The 25,237-nt window shown below is 39.1% G+C and carries 45 protein-coding genes, 2 tRNA genes, 1 rRNA gene and 2 pseudogenes; 44 read left to right on the top strand and 6 right to left on the bottom strand.

What is annotated here, in order from left to right; genetic code table 11:
* The first annotated feature begins 48 nt into the window (after positions 1–48).
* From rrf to PCORN_RS11780, 3 genes are all read left to right on the top strand, one after another.
* Positions 49–163 (top strand): 5S ribosomal RNA (gene rrf, locus PCORN_RS11790).
* A 10-nt stretch (positions 164–173) separates the two neighbouring features.
* Positions 174–246, top strand: a tRNA-Asn gene (locus tag PCORN_RS11785).
* A 57-nt stretch (positions 247–303) separates the two neighbouring features.
* Positions 304–376, top strand: a tRNA-Thr gene (locus PCORN_RS11780).
* Between the two features lie 88 nt (positions 377–464).
* Here PCORN_RS11780 and PCORN_RS21345 read toward each other — a convergent pair.
* From PCORN_RS21345 to PCORN_RS11760, 6 genes are all read right to left on the bottom strand, one after another.
* Positions 465–641, bottom strand: a complete 177-nt coding sequence (locus PCORN_RS21345) for a tyrosine-type recombinase/integrase (RefSeq protein WP_159102582.1) — start codon at positions 639–641, stop codon at positions 465–467.
* Position 642: 1 nt separating this feature from the next.
* Positions 643–1,281, bottom strand: coding sequence for a tyrosine-type recombinase/integrase (locus PCORN_RS11775; protein WP_149024341.1), 639 nt, complete (start codon positions 1,279–1,281; stop codon positions 643–645).
* Positions 1,278–1,448 carry a tyrosine-type recombinase/integrase gene (locus PCORN_RS21340; protein WP_159102581.1) on the bottom strand — a complete coding sequence of 57 codons (171 nt, stop codon included), beginning with the start codon at positions 1,446–1,448 and terminating at the stop codon, positions 1,278–1,280. The genes PCORN_RS11775 and PCORN_RS21340 overlap by 4 nt, the downstream gene beginning before the upstream one ends.
* 255 nt (positions 1,449–1,703) lie before the next feature.
* Positions 1,704–2,279: a DUF5067 domain-containing protein gene (locus PCORN_RS11770; protein ID WP_036080782.1), complete on the bottom strand. Its 576-nt coding sequence runs from the start codon at positions 2,277–2,279 to the stop codon at positions 1,704–1,706.
* A 46-nt stretch (positions 2,280–2,325) separates the two neighbouring features.
* Positions 2,326–2,739, bottom strand: a complete 414-nt coding sequence (locus PCORN_RS11765; RefSeq protein ID WP_036080740.1) for an ImmA/IrrE family metallo-endopeptidase — start codon at positions 2,737–2,739, stop codon at positions 2,326–2,328.
* A 10-nt stretch (positions 2,740–2,749) separates the two neighbouring features.
* The gene (locus tag PCORN_RS11760; RefSeq protein ID WP_036080737.1) at positions 2,750–3,187 is read right to left on the bottom strand and encodes a helix-turn-helix domain-containing protein; all 438 of its coding nucleotides are present in this window, start codon (positions 3,185–3,187) and stop codon (positions 2,750–2,752) included.
* Between the two features lie 503 nt (positions 3,188–3,690).
* On the opposite strand from PCORN_RS11760, the gene PCORN_RS11750 reads away from it, so the two are divergent.
* The 41 genes and pseudogenes from PCORN_RS11750 (at position 3,691) to PCORN_RS11570 (ending at position 25,227) form a co-directional block, all read left to right on the top strand.
* The gene (locus tag PCORN_RS11750; RefSeq protein ID WP_036080735.1) at positions 3,691–4,269 is read left to right on the top strand and encodes a pentapeptide repeat-containing protein; all 579 of its coding nucleotides are present in this window, start codon (positions 3,691–3,693) and stop codon (positions 4,267–4,269) included.
* Positions 4,226–4,444 (top strand): hypothetical protein, encoded by a 219-nt coding sequence (locus PCORN_RS11745; protein WP_149024340.1) that lies wholly within the window; start codon positions 4,226–4,228, stop codon positions 4,442–4,444. The genes PCORN_RS11750 and PCORN_RS11745 overlap by 44 nt, the downstream gene beginning before the upstream one ends.
* 11 nt (positions 4,445–4,455) lie before the next feature.
* Positions 4,456–5,007: a hypothetical protein gene (locus PCORN_RS11740; RefSeq protein WP_036080730.1), complete on the top strand. Its 552-nt coding sequence runs from the start codon at positions 4,456–4,458 to the stop codon at positions 5,005–5,007.
* Complete coding sequence (locus PCORN_RS11735; RefSeq protein ID WP_051999426.1) at positions 5,008–5,274, top strand: helix-turn-helix domain-containing protein; 267 nt, start codon at positions 5,008–5,010, stop codon at positions 5,272–5,274.
* Position 5,275: 1 nt separating this feature from the next.
* Positions 5,276–5,485, top strand: coding sequence for a hypothetical protein (locus PCORN_RS11730; protein ID WP_036080729.1), 210 nt, complete (start codon positions 5,276–5,278; stop codon positions 5,483–5,485).
* 152 nt (positions 5,486–5,637) lie between these two features.
* The gene (locus PCORN_RS11725) at positions 5,638–6,129 is read left to right on the top strand and encodes a hypothetical protein (RefSeq protein WP_036080727.1); all 492 of its coding nucleotides are present in this window, start codon (positions 5,638–5,640) and stop codon (positions 6,127–6,129) included.
* Between the two features lie 75 nt (positions 6,130–6,204).
* A complete protein-coding gene (locus tag PCORN_RS11720; protein ID WP_036080723.1) occupies positions 6,205–6,522 on the top strand; it encodes a hypothetical protein in 318 nt (105 codons plus the stop codon).
* 1 nt (position 6,523) lies between these two features.
* A complete protein-coding gene (locus PCORN_RS11715; RefSeq protein ID WP_051999425.1) occupies positions 6,524–7,486 on the top strand; it encodes an AAA family ATPase in 963 nt (320 codons plus the stop codon).
* Positions 7,458–8,228 (top strand): DUF669 domain-containing protein, encoded by a 771-nt coding sequence (locus PCORN_RS17450; RefSeq protein WP_051999424.1) that lies wholly within the window; start codon positions 7,458–7,460, stop codon positions 8,226–8,228. Before PCORN_RS11715 ends, PCORN_RS17450 begins: the two co-directional genes overlap by 29 nt.
* A 54-nt stretch (positions 8,229–8,282) precedes the next feature.
* Positions 8,283–9,047, top strand: a complete 765-nt coding sequence (locus PCORN_RS17445) for a DnaD domain-containing protein (RefSeq protein ID WP_051999423.1) — start codon at positions 8,283–8,285, stop codon at positions 9,045–9,047.
* 83 nt (positions 9,048–9,130) lie between these two features.
* Positions 9,131–9,496 (top strand): hypothetical protein, encoded by a 366-nt coding sequence (locus PCORN_RS11700; RefSeq protein ID WP_159102580.1) that lies wholly within the window; start codon positions 9,131–9,133, stop codon positions 9,494–9,496.
* The gene (locus PCORN_RS18550; protein WP_077913888.1) at positions 9,493–9,624 is read left to right on the top strand and encodes a DnaB-like helicase N-terminal domain-containing protein; all 132 of its coding nucleotides are present in this window, start codon (positions 9,493–9,495) and stop codon (positions 9,622–9,624) included. Before PCORN_RS11700 ends, PCORN_RS18550 begins: the two co-directional genes overlap by 4 nt.
* A gap of 4 nt (positions 9,625–9,628) precedes the next feature.
* Positions 9,629–10,765: a replicative DNA helicase gene (locus tag PCORN_RS11695; protein WP_051999422.1), complete on the top strand. Its 1,137-nt coding sequence runs from the start codon at positions 9,629–9,631 to the stop codon at positions 10,763–10,765.
* Positions 10,766–10,897: 132 nt separating this feature from the next.
* The gene (locus PCORN_RS11690) at positions 10,898–11,215 is read left to right on the top strand and encodes a replication terminator protein (RefSeq protein ID WP_149024338.1); all 318 of its coding nucleotides are present in this window, start codon (positions 10,898–10,900) and stop codon (positions 11,213–11,215) included.
* Between the two features lie 24 nt (positions 11,216–11,239).
* On the top strand, positions 11,240–11,944 hold the full coding sequence (locus PCORN_RS11685) for a hypothetical protein (RefSeq protein WP_036080714.1): 705 nt from the start codon (positions 11,240–11,242) through the stop codon (positions 11,942–11,944).
* Between the two features lie 44 nt (positions 11,945–11,988).
* A complete protein-coding gene (locus tag PCORN_RS11680; RefSeq protein WP_051999421.1) occupies positions 11,989–12,834 on the top strand; it encodes a DNA adenine methylase in 846 nt (281 codons plus the stop codon).
* Entirely contained in the window at positions 12,831–12,983 is a 153-nt protein-coding gene (locus tag PCORN_RS19375) for a hypothetical protein (protein WP_159102579.1), read from the top strand. The genes PCORN_RS11680 and PCORN_RS19375 overlap by 4 nt, the downstream gene beginning before the upstream one ends.
* A 571-nt stretch (positions 12,984–13,554) precedes the next feature.
* A complete protein-coding gene (locus PCORN_RS11670) occupies positions 13,555–13,743 on the top strand; it encodes a hypothetical protein (RefSeq protein WP_036080709.1) in 189 nt (62 codons plus the stop codon).
* A gap of 5 nt (positions 13,744–13,748) precedes the next feature.
* On the top strand, positions 13,749–13,973 hold the full coding sequence (locus PCORN_RS11665; protein WP_036080706.1) for a hypothetical protein: 225 nt from the start codon (positions 13,749–13,751) through the stop codon (positions 13,971–13,973).
* Positions 13,974–14,259: 286 nt separating this feature from the next.
* Entirely contained in the window at positions 14,260–14,478 is a 219-nt protein-coding gene (locus PCORN_RS11660) for a hypothetical protein (RefSeq protein WP_036080703.1), read from the top strand.
* Positions 14,471–14,719, top strand: a complete 249-nt coding sequence (locus PCORN_RS11655) for a hypothetical protein (RefSeq protein ID WP_036080700.1) — start codon at positions 14,471–14,473, stop codon at positions 14,717–14,719. Before PCORN_RS11660 ends, PCORN_RS11655 begins: the two co-directional genes overlap by 8 nt.
* A 289-nt stretch (positions 14,720–15,008) precedes the next feature.
* The gene (locus tag PCORN_RS11645; protein WP_036080695.1) at positions 15,009–15,311 is read left to right on the top strand and encodes a DUF7352 domain-containing protein; all 303 of its coding nucleotides are present in this window, start codon (positions 15,009–15,011) and stop codon (positions 15,309–15,311) included.
* A 13-nt stretch (positions 15,312–15,324) separates the two neighbouring features.
* A complete protein-coding gene (locus PCORN_RS11640) occupies positions 15,325–15,528 on the top strand; it encodes a hypothetical protein (protein WP_036080692.1) in 204 nt (67 codons plus the stop codon).
* Between the two features lie 8 nt (positions 15,529–15,536).
* Positions 15,537–15,776: a hypothetical protein gene (locus PCORN_RS11635; RefSeq protein ID WP_149024337.1), complete on the top strand. Its 240-nt coding sequence runs from the start codon at positions 15,537–15,539 to the stop codon at positions 15,774–15,776.
* Positions 15,766–16,062 (top strand): hypothetical protein, encoded by a 297-nt coding sequence (locus tag PCORN_RS11630; protein WP_036080686.1) that lies wholly within the window; start codon positions 15,766–15,768, stop codon positions 16,060–16,062. Before PCORN_RS11635 ends, PCORN_RS11630 begins: the two co-directional genes overlap by 11 nt.
* On the top strand, positions 16,062–16,214 hold the full coding sequence (locus PCORN_RS21335; protein WP_420912032.1) for a DUF6906 family protein: 153 nt from the start codon (positions 16,062–16,064) through the stop codon (positions 16,212–16,214). Before PCORN_RS11630 ends, PCORN_RS21335 begins: the two co-directional genes overlap by 1 nt.
* Positions 16,211–16,561 carry a hypothetical protein gene (locus PCORN_RS11625; RefSeq protein WP_036080683.1) on the top strand — a complete coding sequence of 117 codons (351 nt, stop codon included), beginning with the start codon at positions 16,211–16,213 and terminating at the stop codon, positions 16,559–16,561. Before PCORN_RS21335 ends, PCORN_RS11625 begins: the two co-directional genes overlap by 4 nt.
* Positions 16,554–17,075: a hypothetical protein gene (locus PCORN_RS11620; protein WP_036080680.1), complete on the top strand. Its 522-nt coding sequence runs from the start codon at positions 16,554–16,556 to the stop codon at positions 17,073–17,075. The genes PCORN_RS11625 and PCORN_RS11620 overlap by 8 nt, the downstream gene beginning before the upstream one ends.
* Before the next feature lie 82 nt (positions 17,076–17,157).
* Positions 17,158–17,625, top strand: a complete 468-nt coding sequence (locus PCORN_RS11615; protein WP_036080677.1) for a sigma factor-like helix-turn-helix DNA-binding protein — start codon at positions 17,158–17,160, stop codon at positions 17,623–17,625.
* Between the two features lie 131 nt (positions 17,626–17,756).
* Complete coding sequence (locus PCORN_RS11610; protein WP_036080673.1) at positions 17,757–18,137, top strand: hypothetical protein; 381 nt, start codon at positions 17,757–17,759, stop codon at positions 18,135–18,137.
* Positions 18,134–18,493 carry a hypothetical protein gene (locus PCORN_RS11605; RefSeq protein ID WP_036080670.1) on the top strand — a complete coding sequence of 120 codons (360 nt, stop codon included), beginning with the start codon at positions 18,134–18,136 and terminating at the stop codon, positions 18,491–18,493. Before PCORN_RS11610 ends, PCORN_RS11605 begins: the two co-directional genes overlap by 4 nt.
* A gap of 49 nt (positions 18,494–18,542) precedes the next feature.
* The gene (locus tag PCORN_RS21105) at positions 18,543–18,746 is read left to right on the top strand and encodes a helix-turn-helix domain-containing protein (RefSeq protein ID WP_338151777.1); all 204 of its coding nucleotides are present in this window, start codon (positions 18,543–18,545) and stop codon (positions 18,744–18,746) included.
* On the top strand, positions 18,697–19,320 hold the full coding sequence (terS, locus tag PCORN_RS11600; protein WP_065520135.1) for a phage terminase small subunit: 624 nt from the start codon (positions 18,697–18,699) through the stop codon (positions 19,318–19,320). The genes PCORN_RS21105 and terS overlap by 50 nt, the downstream gene beginning before the upstream one ends.
* A pseudogene (locus PCORN_RS11595) lies at positions 19,286–20,640 on the top strand (PBSX family phage terminase large subunit). The gene terS and the pseudogene PCORN_RS11595 overlap by 35 nt, the downstream one beginning before the upstream one ends.
* A 16-nt stretch (positions 20,641–20,656) precedes the next feature.
* Positions 20,657–21,781 (top strand): phage portal protein, encoded by a 1,125-nt coding sequence (locus PCORN_RS11590; RefSeq protein ID WP_051999420.1) that lies wholly within the window; start codon positions 20,657–20,659, stop codon positions 21,779–21,781.
* A gap of 8 nt (positions 21,782–21,789) precedes the next feature.
* A pseudogene (locus tag PCORN_RS18545) lies at positions 21,790–22,155 on the top strand (phage portal protein); the annotation flags it as partial.
* A 2-nt stretch (positions 22,156–22,157) separates the two neighbouring features.
* Positions 22,158–22,760, top strand: coding sequence for a phage minor capsid protein (locus tag PCORN_RS18540; RefSeq protein WP_051999418.1), 603 nt, complete (start codon positions 22,158–22,160; stop codon positions 22,758–22,760).
* Positions 22,729–23,244: a phage minor capsid protein gene (locus PCORN_RS18535; protein ID WP_051999417.1), complete on the top strand. Its 516-nt coding sequence runs from the start codon at positions 22,729–22,731 to the stop codon at positions 23,242–23,244. The genes PCORN_RS18540 and PCORN_RS18535 overlap by 32 nt, the downstream gene beginning before the upstream one ends.
* Positions 23,245–23,291: 47 nt before the next feature.
* On the top strand, positions 23,292–23,948 hold the full coding sequence (locus PCORN_RS17425; RefSeq protein ID WP_051999416.1) for a hypothetical protein: 657 nt from the start codon (positions 23,292–23,294) through the stop codon (positions 23,946–23,948).
* Positions 23,949–23,957: 9 nt separating this feature from the next.
* Positions 23,958–24,860 (top strand): hypothetical protein, encoded by a 903-nt coding sequence (locus PCORN_RS11575; protein WP_036080668.1) that lies wholly within the window; start codon positions 23,958–23,960, stop codon positions 24,858–24,860.
* A gap of 25 nt (positions 24,861–24,885) precedes the next feature.
* On the top strand, positions 24,886–25,227 hold the full coding sequence (locus PCORN_RS11570; protein ID WP_036080665.1) for a hypothetical protein: 342 nt from the start codon (positions 24,886–24,888) through the stop codon (positions 25,225–25,227).
* Positions 25,228–25,237 lie beyond the last annotated feature (10 nt).

Below are 25,237 nucleotides of genomic sequence, written 5' to 3'. Positions count from 1 at the left end.
TTCTTATCTAGTTTTGAGAGAACAGCGTTCTTTCGATGAAAAACATTGTCTGGTGGTTACGGCGAAGAGGTCACACCCGTTCCCATCCCGAACACGGAAGTTAAGCTTTTCAGCGCCGATGGTAGTAGGGGCTTCCCCCTGTGAGAGTAGGTCGTCGCCGGGCAATGTATTATTCCACAGTAGCTCAGTTGGTAGAGCAATCGGCTGTTAACCGATCGGTCGCAAGTTCGAGTCTTGCCTGTGGAGCCTTATTTTTGTTTGTTTTAAATTTTTGAGATGTGTTAGAAGTATAATGATATTAGTGCTTCCATAGCTCAGTAGGTAGAGCACTTCCATGGTAAGGAAGAGGTCACCAGTTCGAATCTGGTTGGAAGCTTACGAAAAAACAAGTTATATCAAGGAGTTTGACGGTTTCCCGTTAAGCTCCTTTTTTTGTCGTGGTCACTAAATGGTCACCGATTTTTTTAGGACTTACTATTTGGGTCTAAATTATTGAAGGTGAGCCCAATTTTCTTTAGACGTTCATCGGTTGATTTTGAATAAGTATTTGCTGTGGTTTCGAATTTTTGATGTCCTAAAAACTCTTGTAATGTTTTCATATCGATGCTTTCTGTTAGATAAGTTGCAGCTGTATGACGCATTTCATGGATCGTTATTTTTTTTGAACCCGTGATTTTCAATATGCCTAGCCCAGAATTGGTTGATTGTCTTAGGATTAAAAGGGGTCCCATCAGCATTTGCAAATAATAAACTAACTTCGATTTCGTTATGATCCTTGATTGTTTTAAACGACGGTCCAAGCATTTTCTTTTCATGTAGGCGTTCAGCCTGATATTCAGCCAGCAGACTGCAAACGAATGCAGGAAGAGGGACAGCTCTTTCTATGCCGCCTTTTGTCTCTTTGAGTTTATAGCCGGCACTTGTTGTTTTTTGTAGCGAGCGGCGCACAATAATGTAACTATCATCTATAAAAATATCCTCTTCCATATCTAACCCAAGCAGTTCACCTTTACGCAATGCTGCGCTTAAGAATATGCATATAATAACTTTGTGTCGCAATAATATATCCTCATTTGCTAATAAGGAAGAGAAAAAAGCTTCTAATTCGCTTTTATTGTAGACGGTTCTTCTAATGCGTGATACTTTAGGGGTTGGAATATCAACCATATTATTTTCTTTTATGAAGCGCCATTTTTTGGCCCATTTAAAAACACTTCTTAAAATGCGGTGTCGTTTCTCTAGAGATGAAGCAGACATGCCCTCTTCTTTTTTTTTCGTCAAAATATTTTTTTTAAAAGGAACAATGATATTTCATCTAGATAGAATGATCCGAAATACACAATGATATCTTTTTTCAATATATAGTTGTAGTTTTCTCTCGTGGTATCTTCCAATTTTTCAGCAGCGTAATGCTCATCCCATATCTTTGTGAAAGCTTTAAAAGACACTTTGCTAGGCTTCAGATAATCCCCGCTTTTTACCTCCGTTGTAAACTCTGCTAAAAGGTCATTCGCTTCTGTTTTTATTTTTTTGCCTCAACAGTTCTCATTGCTGGGGTGCGTCGTTTGCCATCTGCATCATAGCCTAACTCTACTTTTAAACGCCAGTTCTTTCCTCGCTTTGTTACACTGCCCATAATTCCCACTCCTAAACGTACATACGTTCTATTTTTAAGGCTAAAGAAAAGCCCGTAGGGGCGATTCTTATTTTAAATTATACGAAATTCTTCCGTATTCTTTATCAGAAACGACATCAGAGTATACTAGTTCTACTGGTGTTGTCTCATCATCCAGTTCATATGAGACTGCACTTTTTACGGTGCCACCGATTTTTATTTTTTCTGATTGAGAATCTAAAAATTGATCATCTGGTAATGAACCAACGTTTAATTCATTAATACTATCCGGGTTATTATCTTGAAAGGCCTGAATTAGACTTATCCAATTCATCGGCGTTACATCTGCGCCAGAAATATTAGTAATATCATACCAAAAAGCAATAACTGGTTTTTCGCCGTATTCATTACCTTTTTCACCAGGTTTAATTACTTTATGATTTGTTATTTTTATTTGGAGCTCTGAGTTTTTCAATATATCATTCTCAAATTTAGGACTAATTTTTTCAGCCTCTGCATATTCTTTTTCTAGCTCTTCCGACTTGGCTTTGGCTTCCTCTGGCGTTGAATTATAGTCATTACTTGCTTTAGTGTCTTCTTCTCCACATGAAGCTAATAATAATGTTGTTAATGCAACCCCCGTAAGCAAAAACTTCTTATTCATTTCATCTACTCCCTTTTGTTTTTTATATAAACGCATTGCGTAAATACTAAATAAATCGTTCCATCTCCATGGGAATACCAATAGCGCGTAATAAATTTTTCTTTGTTTCGTAATCGCTACGATTTATACCATGAATTAATAGATAGGTCGCAAATTCATGCGCTTGCTTTTCTGCTTTACTAAGCATAGTCCAAGATGTATTTCTTAGGTAAGCAGCGTTTGAATTAGGATGTAGAATCGCATGAGCAAGCTCATGGGCTATAACAAACCTAACTCGGTGTTCTGGCAAGCGATTATTGTAGTAAATTAATTTATTGCGCCTTAAGTATTTATATATTCCATTCATATCTTCGTGCATATCCCAACTTATTAAAAGAATGCCTAAAATATCGCAGAGTTCAACTGGCTCGTTTGTCCCATGTTTATTTATTAAATCTGCAACCTCTTTTTTTACCCACAATAGGAGTCACCTACTTATTTTTATCATCATCCACTTTATATTTTTTCGGTGTGTATTTTCTATTTACTTTTGTAACAGTTTTTTCGGCATGTTCGAGAATATCCATTAAACTGTCTAATGCATCCTCGGACAGTGGTTCGCCATCAAACATTAATGCGCCAGATGAAGCTAAATCTTGCTTCATTGCATCTATTCTTTTCTTAATATCATTATCCTCTTTAACTGTAAAACCTTCAGAGTTTAACGATTTACTGTCGCTTCTTCCTAAAAGGTAATCAATTGAGACATCATGAAATGAAGCTAACTTATTTAATGTTTCAGTATCAGGTTCATTACGCTCGTTTTCTAAGTGAGAATAAGCGGATCGTGATATATCAAGTTTATTCGCCATCTCTTCCTGGGTCATATTTAATGAATTTCTAAGTTGTTTTAATCTATTTCCGAACATATTTTCGCACCGCCTTTCTCTATATTCTAACAAATAAATGGTACATTGTGTACCCGAAAGTATAAAATTCTCCAAAATGTATCTAAAATGCTTGACGGTACATTTTGTACCGTGTATAATATGATTTGTTAGGTACGAAATGTACCAAATGAGAGGAGGGGCGTAATTGAAAAATTCTTCGAAAAAAAACAAGAATAAATTTGAAAAATGAAAGAATAAAATTGAAATTAACTCGCAGAAATCTCGCAAATAAGATTGATATATCAGAAGAAACAATAAAAAAAATTAGAAACAGGAGATAGAAATCCAAGTGTTGAAACCGCAAAAAAAATTCGCTCTATTTTTTGGAAAGCAATTAGATTATTTATTTCCAGATATTTTTTTAATTAATTTTGATACAAAACGTGACAGACGGAAAGAAAAGAAACAGCATAAATAATCATACCCCACAGCCCTGTAACACGCGCATGAAATTTGTGACAAAAAATTGGAGGTAATAAATTATGAAAAAAAGATTATTAAGAGCAGATGTACAAATACTTTTAAACAACCGCGAAGAATGCGAAAGAGTTATTTTAACAAACTGTAACTTAAGTAAATTAGACTTATCACACATGGATTTACGAAATGTTGATTTTTCAGACTCAAATCTAGATGATACGAATCTTTCTAATTCGGACATTACCCATGCTGTATTTTACAACACGTCAATCAATGGCGCGCGAGGCTTGAACATGTTCGCGATTCACGGCGTTTCTGAAATGAGAGAATCTATATATTATCATCCCGCGACCGATCAAGTTTGGATTGCAGGCACAAGGATGACATTGCAATTTTTTAAAGAAGAATACGCGGAGCCTGGAGAAGATTATATTAACGAACATTCACTAGCAGAGTTTCAAAGCACATTTGCATTCTTTAGTTCAATTGAAAGTATTTCAAAAGCTAGAGAAGCAGAAGAAAATAGTCATTTTGTTGATGAGTATGACGCGGAGGAATTCGTAAAAGAAGAGACAGAAACAATTGAAAAAAAAGTCCATGGAAACAATAATTATCGAAAGCCCAATGGATTTATACAGTAAAGGATTTGAACCACAGACACAAGCAGATGAGTATGCTATTAAAATGGCATGGCTTCAACGGCATGAACTGAATTTAGATAAAGAAACAAATTGTATTTCGACTAAGGAAAGAGGTTTTATCGCCAATGTCATGATGGCAGCTTTGTGTGCGACACCATTAAGAAATGTTTTATAGGAGGTGAAAAATTGAATAACAAAAGCATAAAAGCTTCCGCAACAGTGGCTACAGCGTTTCAATACTTAAGCGATGATTTACAGCAAAAACAGATCAGCGCAGAGTTGAACACGAGCCGGCCGCAAGTATCTAACTACAAGCGCGGCACCCGTAAAATGCCCGCAGATATTGCTAGTAAGAGCATAGAAGTGTTCGAGAATGACGAATACACGACAGTGCTAGTAAGTGAGTTTACAAGCGGCGCAACGCCCCCGCTTATGCGAGGAGAAGCTATAGAAGCGCACAGGCTTGCATTAATACAGCATTACATCATTGAGCAAGAAGAAGCAATCAAGACTATCAAAGACAACATAATATTACTATCCATGCCTATTGAGTCACTAGATACAGATCAGAAGCAAAATGTTAAGACAATCCTGTTAGAAGTTGCAGACGGTGTAACAATGTCATGGAACGCATTCATTAAGCTAACAAACGATTACGGTTACACAGCTAAGAAAATATTCAAAAGTCGCGAAAAAGATTGGAAAGTTTGGAAATGGTTGAGAAACGAGGTGATTTAAATGTCAACAAAAGTAAAGCAAGCAGAATCGACGGAAGTAGTTATTAAAGATGTGAATAAGATGACGGTTCCCGAGTGCGCTGCTTACCTCGAAAAATCAACCGACACGATTTACAAGATGGCGAGAGCGAAGGAGCTACCGCATTACAAACTTAGAAATAACTACTATTTTCAAAAACGTTTTTTAGACCGCTACAGAGAACGACAGCAGGAGGTAATGATGGAACAAATTGAAGCCAAATGGCAACTAGAAATAGAGGTGAATTAAGTTGGTATGGTTTTTTCAAATCTTAGGGATTGTAACAATGCTTGCATTCACGTTACTTGGCGTTATGTACACATTAGATAAAATCGCGGAGCATGTAGAAAATAAAATGAAGGAATCGAAAGGGGATGCCGTAAATGTTAATGATAACGACAGTCGTACAAGTACTAGTATTCATGCTAGCCGGAGCCTACGTTATAGAAAAAGTGTGTAACCAAATCAAAGAAGTTAAGCGTACAGGGTTCCAAAAGTGGTATTTCAGAGGACATAAAGATGTTTGAACCATACGGCTATTACGTGGTTGGCATGATCATTTTTATATTCTTTGTTGCAATACTAACTATCTTTAAAAAGGAGGACTAAGCTTTGACAGAAAAATTTAATTTTAAGACGAGAATAGGTGTTAGCGGCATAGCAACCAAGGTCGAAGAAAACGATGAGTACCACGTTAAATGGATTGAAAGACCAGGTTTTAACCTATTAAAAACGGAAGCTGTTTTCACTATCCCAAAGGTTAGCCAGTTGTTAGAGTCCGGAGAATGGTTCATTAAGGAAGTGGAGGACGAAAAGATGAATAGGTTAGAAGGACTGCAAAGACAAACGATGGAATTACACAGTGCATATGCTATGAAACGCTTCGAGGAAAAAACGATTAAAGAACTAAGCGACAAGATCAAAAACGCGGCTAGCTTTGGTAAAAGCAATGTTTTTATTCACAGTGAACTAGTTGCAAACGTAATAAAGTTGGATTTAATGTCTGATTTGAACAATGAAGGTTTTGAAATTATGCACCATGCAGATTCTTTAGAAGTAAGCTGGACAAAAAAAATAAACTCGTGCGTCAACACGAGTCAATAAGGTTACTCACCTATCAATTACTTATTACCATTATAAGTGAGTAACCCCAAAAATACAATGAATGGGGTTTTTGTTATGAAAAATATCGGAGAAGTAAAATTTAATGAAGTGCGTCAATTAACGGAACAGGTAAATACAATTTGTGATTTTAACGCTGGTATTAAAACAATGTCAATCAGTATTAACGATTTAGAAGATGGTTCATGTGATGTTGTATTTGGTGGTTCGGGCAGTAGGACAGATTTTCTCCGGATGTATGCGATGTTAACGGAAAATCTAACAAAGCAGCTTTACAAAATGCACCCATGTGACTGTATTCCGGTTGGTTTGCAAGCTGCTGCGGGAGTTGGCATAGCGGAAGGACTAGAAGAGGCGATGAAAGAAGGTGAATAATATGAACATGCAAGTAGAGACAGCGCGTCGCGAACGTCTCAAGGTTCACATGCTACTTGCCGGGGTGACCAACTCCGGTAAGACGGTTAGCGCCTTACTGATTGCAAAAGGGATTATTGCAGAAATGTATCCGGATTTACAAGAAAGTGCTCAATGGGGGTTAATCGGCGTCATCGATACAGAACACAGGCGTGCATCACTTAATGCGCAAAAGCAAGTAGGTGAAACAAAAATAGGCGAATTTCATGTTGTAAATATGGATGCACCATATACAGTTGAACGCTATGAGGGAGCATTTGGACTTCTAGCTAGAATTGGATGCCAAGTTATCATAGTAGATTCCATTACGCATAATTGGGAAGGCCTAGGGGGAATCCTCCACAAAGTCGATCAGTCTGGCGGACAATTCAGCGCGTGGGGGAAAGTGAAGCCTGATCTAAAACGATTTCAGGACTTACTTGTTAGTAGTCAGATGCATGTGATATCAACAGTAAGAGTCAAACAAGATTATGTAGTAGTTGCGAATGAAAAAGGAAAGATGGCCCCTGTCAAAGTCGGACTTAAGAACATTACAAAAGATGACCTGGATTATGAATATGCAATTGCTTTTAGGCTTGAAGCGGATCATATCGCTTACCCTGTCAAAGACAACTCGGATATTTTTACGGAACCAACCCACCTAACCGAAGAACACGGGAAGAAATTGTACAAATGGGCAGAGCAGGGCGTGGATGTTGCGGAGGAGCAGAGAAAACAGCGAGAAGAAGAAGAGGCAATGCGCCAGCAATTCTTAGCAGAAATCATTGAACACATGCCGAATGCAACAGTATCGCAGTATGTTGCAGATATGGCATTTCAAATGCGGGTACCATTAGAAAATTTCAATGTAGAAACGATGTATCATCTAAACCAAAAAGTAAAGGAGATTATAAACAATGGCAATATTCACAACGGACCACAATAATACGGGATTTGAAAGAGTGCAGCCAGGGACATATGAAGTTTATGCGCATGATTTCCAAGTATCTCAAGCGCGATCAGGAAATCAAGTATTAAACATGTTTTACACAATACGAGAAGATGTAATCCAACCTCACCAGGGTAATAAGATTAGTTATGATCAGTTTACGCTTACCGAAAAAGCCGAATGGAGATTCAACGCAGCATTAAAATCGGCAGGAGTGCCCCACGGTGTTCCTTATGAGAGCTTAGAGCAGATTGGCACCGCACTAATCAACAAAGATTTAAAGGTAATTGTAGAAATGGAAAAGCCTGATCCAGCAAACCCAAACAAAAAACTATACCCACAAATTGTTGAATTTCATCAAACGGAACAACCAAATACACACAATCGCCCAGCGCCTACGCTTGTACTAGCATATCAACAACCTGCCTACAATCAGGGGCAAAATAATAATAGCAACGGATTTAACCCAGGACAGGTATACAATCATGCGCATCATTTACAAGGGCAACCAGCCATGCCGCCTCAACAGCAACAAGGCTATAACAGTGCAGCGTTTGGCGCACCAGCATATCAACCACAATCAGCGCCAGTAACACCACCACCGTTCCCGCCCGCACCAGCGCCAAATGCGGCACAAGGTAATGCAACAGGTACACAACAGTCATTTATGATGCCGCCAAAAGAGGAGCCTAAAAAAGGCGGATTAACCATCGATCCTAACGATTTACCATTCATGTAAGAAATAAATCCAACCAGAGCAATCTGGTTGGAAAGAATGGAGGTGTGGACGAGATTGAACATTAATTATTTAAAGGAAATCAATGCTTTTCACGATTGGCTCGAAATAAATCCAATTAGCTCAACAACACAAAGTTTGTGGTTCCATATTATGAATATCGCAAATAAGTGTAGTTGGCCATCCGAATTTACAATTGCCAATCCAACGTTACAAGCAAAGTTAGGAATTTCCAGAGGCACGTTAAACGAACATAGAAATATCTTGGTACAAAAGGGCAGGATTCAATATAAATCTTTAGGCAGAAATAAAGCAGGTGTGTACAAACTCATTTTATTCTATGGTTCAAATAATGAACTAGTAAAAGGGTCTAGTTCAATTATTGAACCCGAGAACAACCCGAACCCGACTCCACACCAACCCGAACCCTTACCTTTAGTTAAACTAAACAAAAACGAAACGAAACAAACAGTTGAGAATCCATTTATGCACTACCAGAAGAAAATGGGTCGTGATCTATCTGGTACAGGAATACAAAAATTAATGAACTGGATTGAACTGGATAAAATGCCCGAGGACTTGATAAACTATGCAATTGATATAACGGCACAGGAATCAAGCAACCCTAAAAAACGAAAAACGAACCCTGAAAACTATATTGATGGCATTTTGAAAAATTGGGCTCGTGATGGGATTAGAACCTTGGATGCTGCTATCTCGGAAAATAAGCCCGATAAAGTTGCAAGTGGATCGGATTTTGATTCTATTCTAGAAAAATTAAAAGAGGAGGCGGCGGCAGGTGGAGCTAATGCAGGCATATGAGCTAATAGAAATGATTTCAAGCGCGTACATTAATTTTAAAAAAAACAAGCGATGAAAAGACTTTGCGCTTATGGTCTGATTTTTTGGTAGATGCTGATTATGAGAAATCTAAAGCAGCGTTAAAACAGCATATTAAAACAAAGAAGTTTGCCCCGTCTCTTGCTGATTTTTCGATACCAATCAATTCAGATTCGGAAAATTCTCAAGCGGAAATGAAGGCCTGGGAAATCATTGAGCAGAGTGTTGCGAAAGAAATGAAGAACTATGTACCTCCTGATGTTGACAAGATGCCGATTAGTGACGAATTAAAACAATATTTAAAAGCAAATCGGCGAAATGTAAGAACTCCATTTAAATCAAAGTTAACCGTTGCGCAGGAACAAGAACGAAAAGCATTTTTACAAAAGCAGATTGATGAATTAGCCAAACGAGAGGAGAGCAGCCGATGAATAATTTTACATCGAGCGAAGCTGAACAAGCAGTTTTAGGCGCTGTTCTTCTTGATCCTAGCATTTTTCCGGAAATTCGTTTATTACCTGAACATTTTTTTTACAAAATACCATTCAAATGTTTTTGAGGCCATGCAGACGCTTCACGAAAAGGGTGTTCCAATTGATATAATCAGCCTCTTTCAGCAATTAGGTGGAAACGATTTGGTTTATTTGACACAGTTATCAGCTGTAACCCCTACAACGGCGAATTTCGCGTACCACGCAAAGATTGTAAGAGATACTTTCAATAAACGTAAGAAGCACACAATTGCAACAACCTATTTAAATGAACCAAGCGATGACAATGAAATGGCTTTGCGTGAAGCCTTGTTGCTAGATGATGAAGATGAAGAAGATGCACAAGAGCGAGGATTTTTAGAAGTTGGACCAAAAATAATTGAGAAAATTTATGAAGAAGGATCAGCTAGAAAAAGTACGATGTCAACGGGATATATTCACCTTGATAGAGTACTTGGCGGTTTAGAGCATGAAGATTTGATTATTGTAGCAGCTAGGCCTTCCGTCGGTAAAACGGCATTTGCGCTAAACGTTGGTTTTAACGTTGCTAATTGTGAGGAAGGGGCAGTAAGCATATTCAGTGCTGAAATGTCGAAAGAAAAAATAACCTATCGCTTACTTAGCAATATGATGGCAATGGATGCGTCAGTTTGGAAAGACCCTTATAATCGTTTGTCGGTTGAAGATAAAGATAGGGCGTTGCGGGCGTTCACTCACATTAGCAAATTACCCTTGAATATAGTTGCTAAAGCCGGCCCAAATGTTTTGGATGTCGAAAAAGAAATCATTCGAAATAAAAAAGAATATCCGGATCTAAAACAGTTAATCGTCATTGACTATTTAGGATTAATGTCATCCGTCGGAAAATACGAAAGACACGATTTAAAGATAGGAGCCATTACAGGGACTTTAAAAGGTCTGGCAGTCAAATATCAGGTATGCATTGTTTTGCTCTCCCAGCTTTCGCGTGGGGTCGAGAATCGGCAAGATAAGCGGCCTATGTTGTCAGATATCAGGGATTCCGGAAATATCGAGCAAGATGCTGATAAGGTAGCATTCTTATATCGCGATGACTATTATGAGCGGAATAGTGAGTTGAGCGGGATTATTGAGATCATTGTTGCAAAAAATCGTGATGGTACGACCGGCACAGTAAACCTTGCCTTTATGAAAAAGTTCAGTAAATTTAATTCCTTAGCTGTTAACTGAAAACCCAGCCAACAGGCTTTAACATACAACCAATTTTAGGAGGAATCGAAACATGGAACTAATCAGGTTAAGTTAGACGAAATTGCAGACGGCGCAGCGCCAGCTTTGTTCGAAAAAGCCGCAGAGGCGGTAATGGAGAACATTTATAATCCTAATACGGATGCCACGAAAAAAAGAAAGGTGACACTTGAATTTGTTTTCACACCAGGTAAAAAGCGTGATCAGTCTACTGTGAGTGTTCAAGCTAAAACAACGCTACAACCAATTGTTCCAGTCGAAACAACTGTTATTATCGGCGTAGCAAACGATGGCAAGGTTGTAAGTAACGAATTGAAATCAGGTGCAATTGGTCAGAGTTACATGGATGTCGATACTGGCGAAGTAAAAGACGACATAGGAAAACCGGTTGCTTCGGACGGCAAAGTTTTAGATTTAAGACAAACAAAATAATAAAAATATTGGAGGAATAGACAAATGGAAAAAGATGCATTGCAATACTTAGTGGATTTGAACAAAGAATATGAGGTTGTCGATGGGAGAACATTTATTGATCCTGATTTGCGCGAGGTCAGACAAGAAACGGCATCCCCATTCGGAATCAGTACGTTATCGGGGCTAGTAGATTATATTCAATCAGAATTTGACGGTGACGATACTGTGATGGTCCAAGTCGTATCTCCTAAAAAAGTACGGGTTTTAGGGCAAATGAACGCCAATAAAGAGCGCGATAAATTTGTTAATGTTGAAGCTATTGTACCGGATTTTGACTATGGAAGATTCCACGACATGGAGGATTTCAATATAAAACTTCAATCGCTATTTTTACCAGGGCCGGACCGCGCAGTTATTTTGCAAGTTGTAGGAAATGTTAAAGAGGAAGATGTGAGAAGTTATGGAGATAACGGCGTTTCTCAAAGTGTTGTAGCAAGTACTGGTATTGCGAATGTTGAAAATATTTTAGTACCAAATCCAGTGGAACTAGCACCGTATCGAACATTTACGGAAGTTGAACAACCCAAATCGCTATTTGTATTTAGAATGCAGGATGGACCACGCGCAGCATTGTTTGAAGCCGATGGAGGGGCTTGGAAAAATCACGCAATCAAAGGGATTGAATCCTATCTAAAAGATAAATTAAGTACGGATATTGAAAATGGCCGCGTTCACGTAATCGCCTAATGATGCGAGGGCGGGAAACCGCCCTTAAAAAAAGGAGGCATGTCATGTCAGTTAAACCAATTTTAAATTATCCAGGTAGTAAGCGAAAAATGGCTAAGTTGCTAGCAAACAAGATGCCAGGGCATAGCACATATTTAGAACCATTTGCCGGCAGCCTTGCAATGTTATTTGAAAAAGAAAAGTCGATTAAGGAAACGGTAAATGATTTAGATGGTCGTGTAGTCAATCTGTTTAGAGTTATTCGAAATCATCCAGAGGAATTAAAAAGATTGTTACAGTATACGCCATTTAGTCGAGAAGAGTACCAAAACAGTTACGTTGTAAATGATGATCCGATAGAGGATGCCAGACTGTTTCTAGTTCGTTGTTGGATGGCAATAGGCGCGAAAACATCAGATATTACAGGTTGGCGGTCTTGCATTGCACCAAATTCACCAGATACACCGCGCCAATGGAACTCACTACATGATCGAATTGATCCGATTGTAGAACGATTGAAGGATGTTCAAATTGAAAACCAAGATGCTTTGAAATTAATTGAAAGGTATAACCGTCCATACGTTTTTATTTATGCTGATCCGCCTTACCCACTATCGACACGATCGAATAGAATGTACGCCAATGAAATGACAGATGACGATCATATGGCGTTACTCGAAAAGCTCAAGGAACATACTGGGCCGGTTTGGTTGTCCAGCTATGAAAATGACTTGTACAATCAAGAACTTCCAAATTGGGAAAAACGCCACTACATCATGACTGCTGAAGCTGGTGCATCGAGAACAGAAACGTTGTACATCAATCCGGCCGGAGCAAAAGAAATTGATAAATTGCCAGTATTACGTGGTGAAAATGATCAACTTGATTTATTTAAGGATGTGAGGACATGAGTGAAGGTATGAAGGAAACGACGCATGATATTGACATGATGATCGAATCCCTTGAATACACAAATTACGCTACACGAGAAGAGTTAGAGGGTAAAACGCCAGAAGAAATAAAGGCCATGTTTTATCAAATGCGGGCTGAAATTGATTGATAGCTAGGAGGCAACATGTTTTAAATAGTGAACAAGCTTTTAAGAAAGGAGAGACGCACGCATGAAAATTATTGTTATTACAATCTTAGTAGCATTAGTTTTAATTCAACTATGTTTGCTTTTTAAGCAGATTAGCAAATATCGTAAGGGCGAAGATACGTTTTATTTAACGATTCCCATATTAATAATTACGGCAGTGGTGTTACTAATAAATGTGTTGAGTAGATTTCTGGTATAGATTATCGGGTTATTAATTAAAGGCTTATTTTGGACATGGGGTGGTGAAGAGTTGAAAATTTACAGAAAAATAAATAACCAAACTATCAAAAGCATTGTGATACTAACGAAAAAGGGCGTAGGCATACAACTCGCTTATCACCCGCCTCATTATTGGAAAAACAAACTACGATTGGATGGCGGAGAAGATAGCCCGCCAGTTCCGTATATAGGTATTCAGAAATTCCAATTAAGAAGTGACCGGAAAGGAAGAATGTACAAGGCGTTTGGGTTGTATTTATATCCTTGCTGTTTAAGAATTACCAAAGTAATAGAGTAGGGAGGGCGGGGCAAGATGAACATTTCAAAGCTAGAAAAATTAGCAAACGAAGATCTCAACGCAAGAAAAGCAAGGGCTACGTTTTACGGGATAAAGTCGGACGAAAGTATAACCATTCTTGAAACAGAGCTGAAATTTCGTAAGTACGGGCTAAATGGTGAGATACCTCCAGAGTGGATAGAGCGATATGGAGAGGAGGAATAGCATTCATGGCAAAAAGATATAGAACACACAGAAAACTAGTCCATTTTACTGTAGTCTGTGAGAATGAGCAGTTTCCAATGTCATTAATAGTTCGAGAGAAAAAAGCAACTCTTGGAAGTGGCGATCTCATGGAGATGCAGAATAGGATGGTAGAGAGTGTGGTAAAAAACGAAGAAAATGTTAATAAGGATGATGTTATTGTTAGAATTTTGAGCCTATGCTCATTGTAATTATTTTTAGAAATTAATTTAATTAGGTCGAAATCGACCAGTTTAAAAATGGAGGAGTATAAAAATGAGTCATTTTACAGTAGCGGTAGTAACGAAAACAGGCTTCCAATAAAAGAGACTTTTGCGTTACTTACACCAGATGGAAAATGGGATGGTGGGCGATCGTTACAGATAAGAATAACAATTACAGTGAGGAGTACGACAAATTGATATTAAAACATAAAGACTGTTTTGTTACAATAGTCGACTGCCATATCTAATTTAAAAATATGTAGGAGGTAATGGAATGATTGAAAAACAGTTTGATACAGGTAATAAAACGGTGACACTTGAAATGGACATGACAATGCAGGATGAAACTGTATTTGAGGCAGGTATTCAATATAAGGTCGACGAAGATAGTTTTATACAGAACGGCGATGGTAGCGATATTCAGATAGCGGACATATTTGTGCCATTTCGTGTAGATGTCGCTTTGGCGGAGGAGGACGATGGGCATGACTGAATTACAACCAATATGCCAATCGTGTGATAAAAAATTTGTAAAGTGGGACGAGATTGTCATTTTTCGCGGTATTGCTTATCACAAGGATTGCTTACATGAAGTTCCTGGCGTATCTTCTTATTTTGATAAAAGTTTACAGCAAGAATTTTTAGGTACAGGTGAAGATGCGGATTTCGATGGCGATGCGTACGAACATTTTGAGGAATTAGAGGAGGAGGCGCAAGACTATGACGCAGAATGAGAAGGATAGAGAATGGCTTGATTATGTTGACGAGGAAATTAGAAAAAAAAGAACTATCGACAGAGGTTTTTTTTACTTTTCGAAGTATGGAAACTGGCAAACAGACTACTCACAGAGCGGGAGAATGCGGATGTTGTGTATAAGTTTGACCCTCCGAAAGACGGAGTGCGAGACGAATTTACAAAAAAAGAGATACTCAAACGCATTGGCTGCCTCTATCGGCGGACGATCTTACACATGTAAGAGGCGTAAAAGGCATTTGGATTCCAGTTGAGGGGGCGAACAAAGAATGAATTGGAAAATCTATAAATATGAACTTGAAATAAAAGATTCGCAAACGATTGATGTTCCCGCTGAAAGTGTAGTTCTATCTATAAAAAATCAACATGAAAAACCTGTTTTGTATGTATTGTCAGACTTAGATTGTGAGCGTAAAGGATATATTAGAATTGAATGTCGTGGCACAGGACATCCCTGTACAGGTACAGAACCTTTCGAAATAGTAGAGACTGTATTACTCGATGATGGGAATTTAGTCTTTCATTTCTTTACGCACAGAATGCCAATACCATATAGACAATCGATAAGTTGAGGAGGCGGAGTAGATGAATATCATAAAAAAAGGTGATGTTGTCAAAGCAAAAATCTTAACATTTCTTATAGAGCCAAACGGCAACTTAGCTACGCATAATAAAGGTTCAAAGTTCCAAGTGATGAAAATTTACAATTCGAAAATGTTGCAGGTTAAATCGCTGTCAGGAATTGATGAGGGAACGATTTTGGTTTCAGATATCGAGGTGATGGGGTAGTTATGGCAATGAAATTTACGATTGGTGAAGTAGTTAAGTTTATTTTTAATAATAAATTTAGAACAGGAACCGTAAAAAATGGCATTCAGAAATACCATACTTACGATATTGAATGTAACGGCACGATTTATACCGTAGCAGAAAAAGATATAGTATGTGAAACGGAATCATCTTTTCCAGGAACTAAGGTTGTTGAGGGGCATACTTTTGTAGACGCTGAAAATAAGGAGGAAAAGCATGATTATTAAATCAAAGCAAATTATTGAGCGTATTGGCGTGTTCCATAACGATCGTGAGGAAATGTTTAATACGGTTGAAAAATTAAAAAAAGGTGGGTATGGCGATAATACCAGATGTTCAATAAGTGGGATTCAATTAGTAACCTATCGAAATTTATCTGAATCCGATCAAGTAAAATTAAAGGATTTATATCCTAAACTGATTATTCATCATGAAGAGCCTGGGATATTGAGCGATGGGTATTATGTTTTTTATACTGAACATGAAAGAATTATAGAAGGGCGTGAAAACTGATGAAGCAAGGGAAACGCCCGACAAAACGGCAATCAATTTTTATTACTAGTCATAGGCTCGTGGCGGCCAATTGGCTTGTAGTGAAAGATACCAGTATTGAAATGCAAATCAAGCATAGAGTCAGCGGGAAAGTGAGGATGTTGTATAAATGATGATTACAATTAACGAAACCTATTTTATCACAAATGATACTCGGAACATCATATGCAATAAGCAAACGCCTAACAGCAAAGATAATAGCAAGGAGGACACTATTACACGGACATATCACCCTACGCTTGCTAATGCAGTTAGATGGATTGCAGAGGACATAAAGAAAGACGATTCAATCCAGAGTATCGAAAGCTTGAAAATGGTGCTAATCGATTTTGAAAATAGCATTAGCGCACTCATTGCCCAATTAGAAAAAGCGGGAGGTGTTCGGAATGTCAAGGATACTAACGAGAAAGCGAAGATCAAAACAAGCGATAATGATATCGGAAATATCGAAAATGATTGATGTGCACGATGAGGATGCAATAGAATTTAAGCAGTGTAATGATAAATATTGTTCTTTATGTCGGAATATTGAGAAAAAACAAAGTGAATTAAATAAATCTTTCAATGGTATTGCAGATACTAAACCAGATACTTCACTTGAAGGCCTAACTCGTTCCGAGAAAACAAAAGTTATTAGGCTACGGCTAGATGCCAAAAATGAAGAGGACTATTTTGAGTTAAGGGATGAAGGATTGATTGATAAACTAATTGCTCAAGAATGGCAGGTCCCATCTGGTAGCTTAGCGCGTTGGAAGCAAAGCAACAACATTGTAACAAAAGCAATGCAGCTAGATATTTCGGTAGCGGACTATAATGATATGCGTGATCAAGGATTATCAGACAGCGCTATCGCAATGACTTTAGATGTAGATATTAGTGATGTGAGCTGTTTTAAACGAAAGAATGGTATTAAAAATGAACGAGTAAGTAAGTATTTTAGGAGATCCGGACATGCAACAAAAATCAGTAAATAACACATGAAAAAACCGAAACGCTAAAGCGCCCCGGCTAGATGGAGAGTAGATAAATCCATAATAGCACAGGGGCGTGAATAAAGTGAGAGAATTAATTTTAGAATATGAAAATGGGCGAAAAGCGCTATTAGAATACATCAGTACGTTACCTGGAAAGCGTAAGCCTAAAGTATTTCGTAATTACAAACTGATTCGCAATAGTGCCAGTGATCAGCGCAGAAGTGAGGCCATGAAGATGCTGCGGGATATGGATTACGCGTTGAAATGGATGCGTGACGGTCATGATCCTAAGCGGCTAAAAGGCATTGAGATAAAAGACGGTTACAAAAACATCGTCAAATTAGACCCAACGAAGCTACAGCAATATTATTCAGAATCAGTAACTACTTTGGAAGCCCCAGATGTGGAATTGAATTATATGCAGCTCGAGGTAATAGAGAGCGTATTAAATATGCTATCAGAACGTGAAAAAGATGCCTACATTCTAATTCGTGCAAATGAATACACGTTTGCAGAAGCAGCAGAGGCTTTAAATATAAAAAAAATCTAGTGTGCAAAAGTACGTAGAGAGGGCAGAAAAAAAGATTAGTGATGCATACGCTAGCGATCTGTTTTTTCAACAATACCTAACTTCGTGATTCTTGTCGTACGATAGCGGACTAATAGTGAAGGGTGATATTTGTGGAATTACATGTATCAATTGAAAGAATTATGTCAAAGATTGACGGTGATGGTCCAGACAAAGTAAAAGAGCTATATGTAAATGATCCCGTTTTTAAGGCGGATATGGATTTTGTTAAGAAGCACATAGAAGAAGTTTTTGTACCACTTGTGAGGGCTGTTATTGAGGCTGCGTTATCAATTATTGAAACACTTAGAGAACAGCTACTAAAATTAAATGACGAACAGCGTGCATTGCTGGGATGTGATGACACCCCAGCGCAATTGGGCTTTGTATCGCCTACTCCTACTATTGATGTCAAAATGGGAGGGCAAGGAAGCATGAAGGGCGCAACCATGAGCACTATGCACAAGCAATTGTTGAGAGGAGCAGAGAAATGAATAGTAATGATAATAATGTTGCTGAACCTATTTATCTAGTTGAATTATTTGGCGGTTCTACTAAACCAGCTGATGCAGATGTTAAGATTTTAGAATTAGATGGTGAACTATTTATCCGTGAAGATGTCGCAAAAAGCTGGTTTAGTTCAATTGATGGTACACCATTGGATAAGGAATATGTAGAATCTATCTCAAACGGCAATGGTGCTGTTGTAGTCACCAAAGAACGTATATTCCTTCATGGTAAAGATGGTTCGCTTTGGGCTTGGGATAAAGAAGGATTATTCTTCTCGAAAGAAGGCGCCTTAACAGATATCAAGCACATAATGGACAGAGACGGCAGAATATTAGTCTAACCGATTCCACAAAACAACACATGATAATGGAGGTGGGAGTTGATGCGGCATGGAGAAACATAAATTAGCGGAAGTAGATTATAACGAAGGCATGAAATATAAGGACATTGCGTTAAAATATGGCGTGTCCATGAATACAGTTAAATCGTGGCAAAGGCGGCATAATTGGAATCGTGACAAGGATGCACTAAAAGAAAAAAGGGGTGCACACAAAAGAGCGAGGGGGTGCACCCCTTGGAAACGAATTTGCTAAGGGGAACAGTGGTGGCGCGCCCGCAGGTAATCAGAACGCCCGCACGCATGGGCTGTTCTCTAAGTTTTTAAATGATGATGCCCTAGAAATAATGGATATTATCGATCAACAAACCCCGGCAGATATCGCCTGGGACCTCGTGAAAATACAATACACCGCCATCATTCGCTCACAAAAAGTTATGTGGGTGCGTGATAGCCTGGACCACCTGGACGACAAATCCGGGGAGAGCTGGGGCGAGGGTGGCGGCAGTGAATCTAGGAAAGTGGCTTATGCTTACGAGCAGCAGGCCGCTTTTTTGGCGTCCCAAAGCCGCGCTATGTCGGAGTTGCGTTATGCTATTAAGAATTTCCTAGATATATCGGATGCATTTGATGAGAGGCGCAAGAAAATCGAAATCATGGACGCTAACCTTGAGAAAATTAAGGCAGACACGAAAAAAGAAGGCAATGACAAGGTTGCCACGGTTATTGTATCAAATAGGGACGAAATGCAAGCTTACCTTGATGCCCAAAAAGCAGCAAAGGCGGGTGATGATGATGGCGAAAGTCCAGATTCATCCGGCAGTTCATAAGCAACTACAGGAATATAAAGTGATAAACGTAATTGACATGATTAATCCAGCATTTTACGATTTTTGGCTATCTGAACTTAATCATCTAGTAGCTAAAGGCGGCCGGTCCTCTATGAAATCATCGGTTATTAGCCTTAAGCTAGTAGAAATGAAGATGGAAGACCCTCTATCCAATATGGTATGTCTGCGGAAGGTTGCCAATACGTTGTATAAATCAGTGTATCAGCAAGTGAAGTGGGCTCTTTACGAAATGGGCGTCGCGGATCAATTTGTATTTGGTAAGTCACCTATGGAGATTATTCATCGTGAATGGGGAACGGGTTTCTATTTTTCCGGCTGTGATGATCCGGCCAAACTTAAATCAATGAAAATACCGTTTGGGCATGTTAGCGCATTATGGTTTGAAGAGTTGGCGGAGTTCGCAGGAATTACCGATGTCGATATAGTAGAGGATACATTTATACGTGCGGATTTGCCCGATGACAAGGAAGTCAAGGTGTTCATGAGCTTCAATCCGCCAAGAAACCCGTACGAATGGGTGAATGAATTTATCGATGCTAGGCAGTGTGATGACGATTTTCTTATTCATCATACGACCTATTTAGACGATGAAAAAGGATTTCTATCGAAACAAATCATTAAGAAGATTGATAAATATAAGAAGAACGATCCTGATTACTATAACTGGATGTACCTAGGTAAAGTAATTGGCATGGGAGATAACGTTTATAATATCAACTTATTCCATCGAATCCCCGAGCTGCCAGTTGATGATCCAGTTATTCTTATTGATATTGGTATCGACACTGGGCACCAGGTGTCTGCTACGACCTATCTTGCAATTGGCCTGACCGCTAAAAGCAAGGTTATTTTGCTTGATACCTATTACTACAGCCCCGCTAATAAGGCAGTGAAGAAATCGCCTTCGGAACTATCTGCGGAGTTGGACGAGTTTATGAATGATGTTCAGAAAAAATATATAATGTGATTCTAGACAGGAAAACGATAGACAGCGCGGAAGGTGGCTTGCGTAACCAGTATTATAAAGATTTTGGGACGCGGTTACGTCCAGCGCCAAAAGCCGGCAAAACTAAGGCAGATATGATTGATCCGGTGCATGACCTCTTAGCGCAAGGGCGCATGTTCATTCTTGATATACCAGCCAACAAGGTATTTTATGAGGAACATAAGCGTTATGCATGGGATCCGGACAGTATTGTGCGTGGGAAAGCCGAAGTTGTAAAGGAACATGATCACACTTGCGATGCATTCCAATACTACGTTATCGATAATATGCGCAAGTTAGAACTGAAATACTAAGCACGGGGGTGAGGCTATGTTTACCAAGATTGTCAATAAAATTAAGGGGGTGTTATATCGAATGAAGTTGATTAAAGGCGTTGAGATACAGCAAAAGGTAGATTTGCAAGTTGATCAGTCATTTTACGATGAGATAGCCCGCTGGCGTTGTTGGTATCAAGGTTTTTATAAAGAATACCACGAAATTTGGTATTACGTTCAAGGCATAAAACGCAGCAGGAAAATGACGACGTTGGGAATGAGTAAACAGGTATCGCAAGAAATGGCTAACATGATTTGCAATGAGAAAATGGAGGTCAGTTGTGATAACGAAGCGGTTTCCGCGTTCATTGATCCCATTTTAGAAGAGAATGGTTTTATTAATAATACACAGGAAAACGCCGAGTATATGATGGCACTAGGCGGTATGGTTGCCGAGGTTTTCAGCGATCGCAATAACATAAAGGTATCGTATGTTCCAGCTGAAAACTTTATCCCTCTTTCGTGGGATGTTAACAAAAAGATTGACCAGGCGATTATTGTAGTCGAGCAAACGAGAAAGAAAGATTTCGTCTATACTCTCCTTCGCAGTCATTTGAAGCGAGAAGAGGGCGACGAGGTTTTGTATTACATTGAAAACGAGTTATTTAAGGCAAGCGTGAACGATTCGACTTTGGGGCAACCGGTTGACCTCGCAATTATCTATCCAGACTTGGAACCTTATGTTGAGTTCCCAAATGTCGAACGTCCTTTCTTTGCCTATTGTAAGCCTGCTATTGCGAATAATGTTGATTCAAACATTCCGCTAGGCATTTCCATATTCGCTAATGCAATAGACACGTTAAAAACGATTGATACGGTTTTCGATTCATTTAACCGTGAGTTCAGGCTAGGGAAAAAGCGTGTCGTGGTCCCTAATGCATGGCTACGTGGAGCGGTTGAAAAAGTTGGGGATACTTCAAGGATTGTTACAAAGTTTGATGTGGATGACGAAGTATTTCAAGCAATGGAAATGGATGAAAAAAATGAGCAGTTTATGGACATTTCTCCGGAACTTCGCTCACAAGCTCATATAAGTTCGCTGGACGCACTTTTTAAAAAACTCTCTCATCACAGACGGGTTTTTCGGCTAACACATTTGGATTTGAGGCTACGGGATTAAAAACGGCAACCGAGGTAGTAAGTGAGAACAGTAAGACATTTCGAAGTAAGCAATCACACGAAAACAACATAGAGGATTTTGTTGCGGAAGTGGTGGAAAGCATTTTATGGCTGGCTGACTTTTTACAAATATCGCCGTATCCAACAGAGGCATACACGGTCACTACCTCTTTTGATGACTCTATTGTTAATGACAAAGATGCGAAAATTAATCAGCAGATTTCGCTAAAAGGTGCCGGGCTACAATCTAGAAAGCGTGCCATTATGGAGTCGCAAGACGTTGATGAAACAACTGCTTTGGAAATACTTGCAGAGATTGAACAGGATGAAAAAGTTGTCACGGCGGGAATGGTTGACGCGTTTGGAGTTGATTAATTATGCAACTGTCACAGCAGATAATTGAAATTTATCTGAAGCTTGAAGGGTTGTTGTTGGACTCTATAGGCAAAGCAATTGGAAGCGGGAGCAGTGTTCCAAAAGAAACTTTGGCAAAGTGGCAGGCTGGCCGTTACAAGGAACTTAGCCGTTTACAAAATTATCAGTTGCAGCTAATCATGCAAGCAGCCAAAAAGATAAACCCAAAGATGCGGAGCATGATACGAGAGACGGCAGCGGTAGAAGCGAGGATTACAACAAAAGAAATCAAGCAGGTGCTTCCTGAACTCGAGGGAATCCCATTTGCTGATAGTCCTAATACTCGGCAAGCATTGATGACACTGGACTTGGAAGCAATGACACGTTTAGAAATGATGAATGCAACGATGTTAAAACAATCTTCTTCTATTTACCTAGAAATTATAACGCAGGCCTCTGCTGAATTTGTAAACGGAACTATCACGTTAGAGGAGGCGCTTGTTAAGACTGCGACCAAATGGTCTGAAAATGGAATACCAGCATTGATTGATAGACGTGGCGCGAAATGGAGTACAGAGGCTTACATCAACATGGTTGTTAAGAACACACAAAAAAAACGTTGCTGACAAGATTCAAAATGCACGTTTTGATGATTATGATGTGGACCTTGTAGAGGTTTCTAGCCATGCAGGAAGCCGCCCAACCCACCTAGATTACCAAGGACGAATATATAGCCGCAGTAGTAAAAGTAAAAAGTACCCGCCTCTTTCTAGCACTAGTTATGGAAAAATTGACGGCATTGTTACCGGTATTAATTGCAATCATCGCCTTTATGTCTATATCGAAGGGGTATCAGTGCAACGCTACTATCCTTATAACAAAAAGGAATCGATTGCGAAGTACAAAGAATCGCAACGGCAGCGGCTTTTAGAAAGAAACATTAGGAAAGCCAAGCATCAATTTTCAATGTTGCAATCTATGAAAGTCGATGAAAATTATTTGAAAGATGCAAGGCGCAAGATCACTTATCGACAAGCGCAAATGCGGCAGTTTATCAATCAGACGGGACGCACAAGGCGTTATAACCGCGAGCAAATAGTTGAGACGTAGCCAATATGCTAGGTCTTTTTATTATGAAGAAATCAGGAGGAATTAGTATGGATTTTTATTCTGAAAAGCCAAATCAATCAAATGTGAAGGGAGGTGACGAATTGAAAAACACTAAAATGGTTAAGTTTGATATCCAACACTTTGCAGAAGGAGCCCACGAGCCGCCAGAACCGAACGCGGCAGGTAATGAACCGGCAACAGAACCAACGCCGCCCACACCTCCAACCAATCCAGGCGCTGATACATTCAGCAAAGAGGACTTTTTGAAGGATTTAGGTGTGGAGAATGAGGATGCATTAAAAGCGCAAATGAAAGCATACAAAGAGTTCCAAGACGGCCAGAAAACCGAAGCGGATAAGCAAGCGGAAGCCTTACAAGCTGCGCAGGATCAAGCGGCACAAGCATTAAACGAATCTGTTCAAAAAGATTGGCAGATTGCAGCTCTTAAAAATGGCGTGTTGGGCGAATCGCTTAATGACGTTATTGCACTTGCTGAAAAGACGGGCGAAAAAGATGTGGATAAGGCGGTTGCAGCGGTTTTAGACAAATACCCCTTCTTCTCGGAGGCGGGAAAACAAAAGCCGGTAATCAGCACTGGGAACCAATCTAAACAAACGAATCTTACAGAGACTACAGCAGATAAGTTTAAAAGCGCATTTGAAAAAAATGTGGCCAACGAACAACAAATAAAAAATAGAAAGTAGGAAACTAAAATGCCAGCAGTATTAAATTATGCAACAGACTATCAACAAGCGTTACAAGAACCATTCCGCCATATGCTTCAATCAGCGGAACTTTGGAATAGTCCAGCAAACAGCATTATTAAATGGACCGGACAAAAAGAAGTGAAACTGCCTAAATTGGTCGTTAACGAAGGGATGAAAGACCGCACCCGTCGTGTTATTACTGGTTTCGAGGCGAATTATAGCAATGACTGGGAAACATATCAGCTTGAAAATGAACGTTATTGGCAAACACTTGTTGATCCATCTGACGTTGATGAAACCAACTTTGTTACTACGATGACAGAGATCACGCGTGTATTTAACGAAACTCAAAAGATTCCTGAAAAAGATAAATACATGTTCTCTAATTTGTTTAATAAGAAGAAAGCCATAAACGCTACAGATGGAATCTATGAAATGACATTGACTGAAGCGAATATTTTGCGCCAGTTTGATGATATGATGCAAAAAATGGACGAAGAAGCAGTGCCTTCTAATCGCGTGTTGTATGTTACTCCGGCGATTTCAAAAATCATTAAACGTGCCGATGGATTAACTCGTACTTTTAGCGTTCAAGGTGGTGCACAAGCTATTGATACTCGTGTAAGCCGCTTGGATGAAGTTAATTTGCGGGAAGTAGCGCCAGACCGTTTTAAAACACTTTACAATTTTAGTAATGGTGCAACTGACGATCCAACGGCACAACAAATTCAAATGATGCTTATTTATATTCCGTCTATGTGTGCACCGGAAAAATATTCATTCGCTGGATTTGATGAGCCTACAGCTAGCACAGCAGGGAACTTTTTGTATTATGAGCAGCTTTACAACGATGTAATTGTTTTCAAACAACGTTCCAATGGCATTCAATTCGTAATTAAACCGGTTTGATAAAAAATAGAGAGGATGAATTCACATGGCAGTTGTGACTGTAAAAAAAGATGCAAAAGTGTTAAATATTGATGAAAGCGAACAAGATTTCTTTCTTGCAAAAGGGTTCGACGTTGTAGAGCTTGATAAAAGCGGGAAAAAATACAATGTAACACACCGAGCGACAGAGAATAAGCTTGTTGACGTTTCGAAACTATTAGAAGCCGAGGCTAAAGCGGATCAACTCAAAAGTGATAAGAAAGAATTGCAAGCAGTTAATAAAGCATTAGAAAAACAAAACGAAGAGCTAACAAAGCAGCTGGAAGAAGCGCAAAAGGCTTTAGAGACCAAAGCGGACGATAAGGCCGAGGATAAAACAGCGAAATGAGGTGATAGCA

The sequence above is a fragment of the Listeria cornellensis FSL F6-0969 genome (genome assembly GCF_000525855.1).
GTDB classification, from domain to species: Bacteria; Bacillota; Bacilli; order Lactobacillales; family Listeriaceae; genus Listeria_A; species Listeria_A cornellensis.
This window is presented reverse-complemented; position numbering and strand designations above follow the sequence as displayed.

What these genes read in the sequence shown, in the direction of transcription:
- PCORN_RS21345 (WP_159102582.1), bottom strand. Translation starts at nt 641, where the DNA reads ATGCGTCATACAGCTGCAACTTATCTAACAGAAAGCATCGATATGAAA.
- PCORN_RS11770 (WP_036080782.1), bottom strand. Translation starts at nt 2,279, where the DNA reads ATGAATAAGAAGTTTTTGCTTACGGGGGTTGCATTAACAACATTATTA.
- PCORN_RS11760 (WP_036080737.1), bottom strand. Translation starts at nt 3,187, where the DNA reads ATGTTCGGAAATAGATTAAAACAACTTAGAAATTCATTAAATATGACC.
- PCORN_RS11750 (WP_036080735.1), top strand. Translation starts at nt 3,691, where the DNA reads ATGAAAAAAAGATTATTAAGAGCAGATGTACAAATACTTTTAAACAAC.
- PCORN_RS11745 (WP_149024340.1), top strand. Translation starts at nt 4,226, where the DNA reads ATGGAAACAATAATTATCGAAAGCCCAATGGATTTATACAGTAAAGGA.
- PCORN_RS11735 (WP_051999426.1), top strand. Translation starts at nt 5,008, where the DNA reads ATGTCAACAAAAGTAAAGCAAGCAGAATCGACGGAAGTAGTTATTAAA.
- PCORN_RS11720 (WP_036080723.1), top strand. Translation starts at nt 6,205, where the DNA reads ATGAAAAATATCGGAGAAGTAAAATTTAATGAAGTGCGTCAATTAACG.
- PCORN_RS11715 (WP_051999425.1), top strand. Translation starts at nt 6,524, where the DNA reads ATGAACATGCAAGTAGAGACAGCGCGTCGCGAACGTCTCAAGGTTCAC.
- PCORN_RS17450 (WP_051999424.1), top strand. Translation starts at nt 7,458, where the DNA reads ATGGCAATATTCACAACGGACCACAATAATACGGGATTTGAAAGAGTG.
- PCORN_RS18550 (WP_077913888.1), top strand. Translation starts at nt 9,493, where the DNA reads ATGAATAATTTTACATCGAGCGAAGCTGAACAAGCAGTTTTAGGCGCT.
- PCORN_RS11695 (WP_051999422.1), top strand. Translation starts at nt 9,629, where the DNA reads ATGCAGACGCTTCACGAAAAGGGTGTTCCAATTGATATAATCAGCCTC.
- PCORN_RS11690 (WP_149024338.1), top strand. Translation starts at nt 10,898, where the DNA reads ATGGAGAACATTTATAATCCTAATACGGATGCCACGAAAAAAAGAAAG.
- PCORN_RS11685 (WP_036080714.1), top strand. Translation starts at nt 11,240, where the DNA reads ATGGAAAAAGATGCATTGCAATACTTAGTGGATTTGAACAAAGAATAT.
- PCORN_RS11680 (WP_051999421.1), top strand. Translation starts at nt 11,989, where the DNA reads ATGTCAGTTAAACCAATTTTAAATTATCCAGGTAGTAAGCGAAAAATG.
- PCORN_RS19375 (WP_159102579.1), top strand. Translation starts at nt 12,831, where the DNA reads ATGAGTGAAGGTATGAAGGAAACGACGCATGATATTGACATGATGATC.
- PCORN_RS11670 (WP_036080709.1), top strand. Translation starts at nt 13,555, where the DNA reads ATGAACATTTCAAAGCTAGAAAAATTAGCAAACGAAGATCTCAACGCA.
- PCORN_RS11665 (WP_036080706.1), top strand. Translation starts at nt 13,749, where the DNA reads ATGGCAAAAAGATATAGAACACACAGAAAACTAGTCCATTTTACTGTA.
- PCORN_RS11660 (WP_036080703.1), top strand. Translation starts at nt 14,260, where the DNA reads ATGATTGAAAAACAGTTTGATACAGGTAATAAAACGGTGACACTTGAA.
- PCORN_RS11655 (WP_036080700.1), top strand. Translation starts at nt 14,471, where the DNA reads ATGACTGAATTACAACCAATATGCCAATCGTGTGATAAAAAATTTGTA.
- PCORN_RS11645 (WP_036080695.1), top strand. Translation starts at nt 15,009, where the DNA reads ATGAATTGGAAAATCTATAAATATGAACTTGAAATAAAAGATTCGCAA.
- PCORN_RS11640 (WP_036080692.1), top strand. Translation starts at nt 15,325, where the DNA reads ATGAATATCATAAAAAAAGGTGATGTTGTCAAAGCAAAAATCTTAACA.
- PCORN_RS11635 (WP_149024337.1), top strand. Translation starts at nt 15,537, where the DNA reads ATGAAATTTACGATTGGTGAAGTAGTTAAGTTTATTTTTAATAATAAA.
- PCORN_RS11630 (WP_036080686.1), top strand. Translation starts at nt 15,766, where the DNA reads ATGATTATTAAATCAAAGCAAATTATTGAGCGTATTGGCGTGTTCCAT.
- PCORN_RS21335 (WP_420912032.1), top strand. Translation starts at nt 16,062, where the DNA reads ATGAAGCAAGGGAAACGCCCGACAAAACGGCAATCAATTTTTATTACT.
- PCORN_RS11625 (WP_036080683.1), top strand. Translation starts at nt 16,211, where the DNA reads ATGATGATTACAATTAACGAAACCTATTTTATCACAAATGATACTCGG.
- PCORN_RS11620 (WP_036080680.1), top strand. Translation starts at nt 16,554, where the DNA reads ATGATTGATGTGCACGATGAGGATGCAATAGAATTTAAGCAGTGTAAT.
- PCORN_RS11605 (WP_036080670.1), top strand. Translation starts at nt 18,134, where the DNA reads ATGAATAGTAATGATAATAATGTTGCTGAACCTATTTATCTAGTTGAA.
- PCORN_RS21105 (WP_338151777.1), top strand. Translation starts at nt 18,543, where the DNA reads ATGGAGAAACATAAATTAGCGGAAGTAGATTATAACGAAGGCATGAAA.
- PCORN_RS11590 (WP_051999420.1), top strand. Translation starts at nt 20,657, where the DNA reads ATGTTTACCAAGATTGTCAATAAAATTAAGGGGGTGTTATATCGAATG.
- PCORN_RS18540 (WP_051999418.1), top strand. Translation starts at nt 22,158, where the DNA reads ATGCAACTGTCACAGCAGATAATTGAAATTTATCTGAAGCTTGAAGGG.
- PCORN_RS17425 (WP_051999416.1), top strand. Translation starts at nt 23,292, where the DNA reads ATGGATTTTTATTCTGAAAAGCCAAATCAATCAAATGTGAAGGGAGGT.
- PCORN_RS11575 (WP_036080668.1), top strand. Translation starts at nt 23,958, where the DNA reads ATGCCAGCAGTATTAAATTATGCAACAGACTATCAACAAGCGTTACAA.
- PCORN_RS11570 (WP_036080665.1), top strand. Translation starts at nt 24,886, where the DNA reads ATGGCAGTTGTGACTGTAAAAAAAGATGCAAAAGTGTTAAATATTGAT.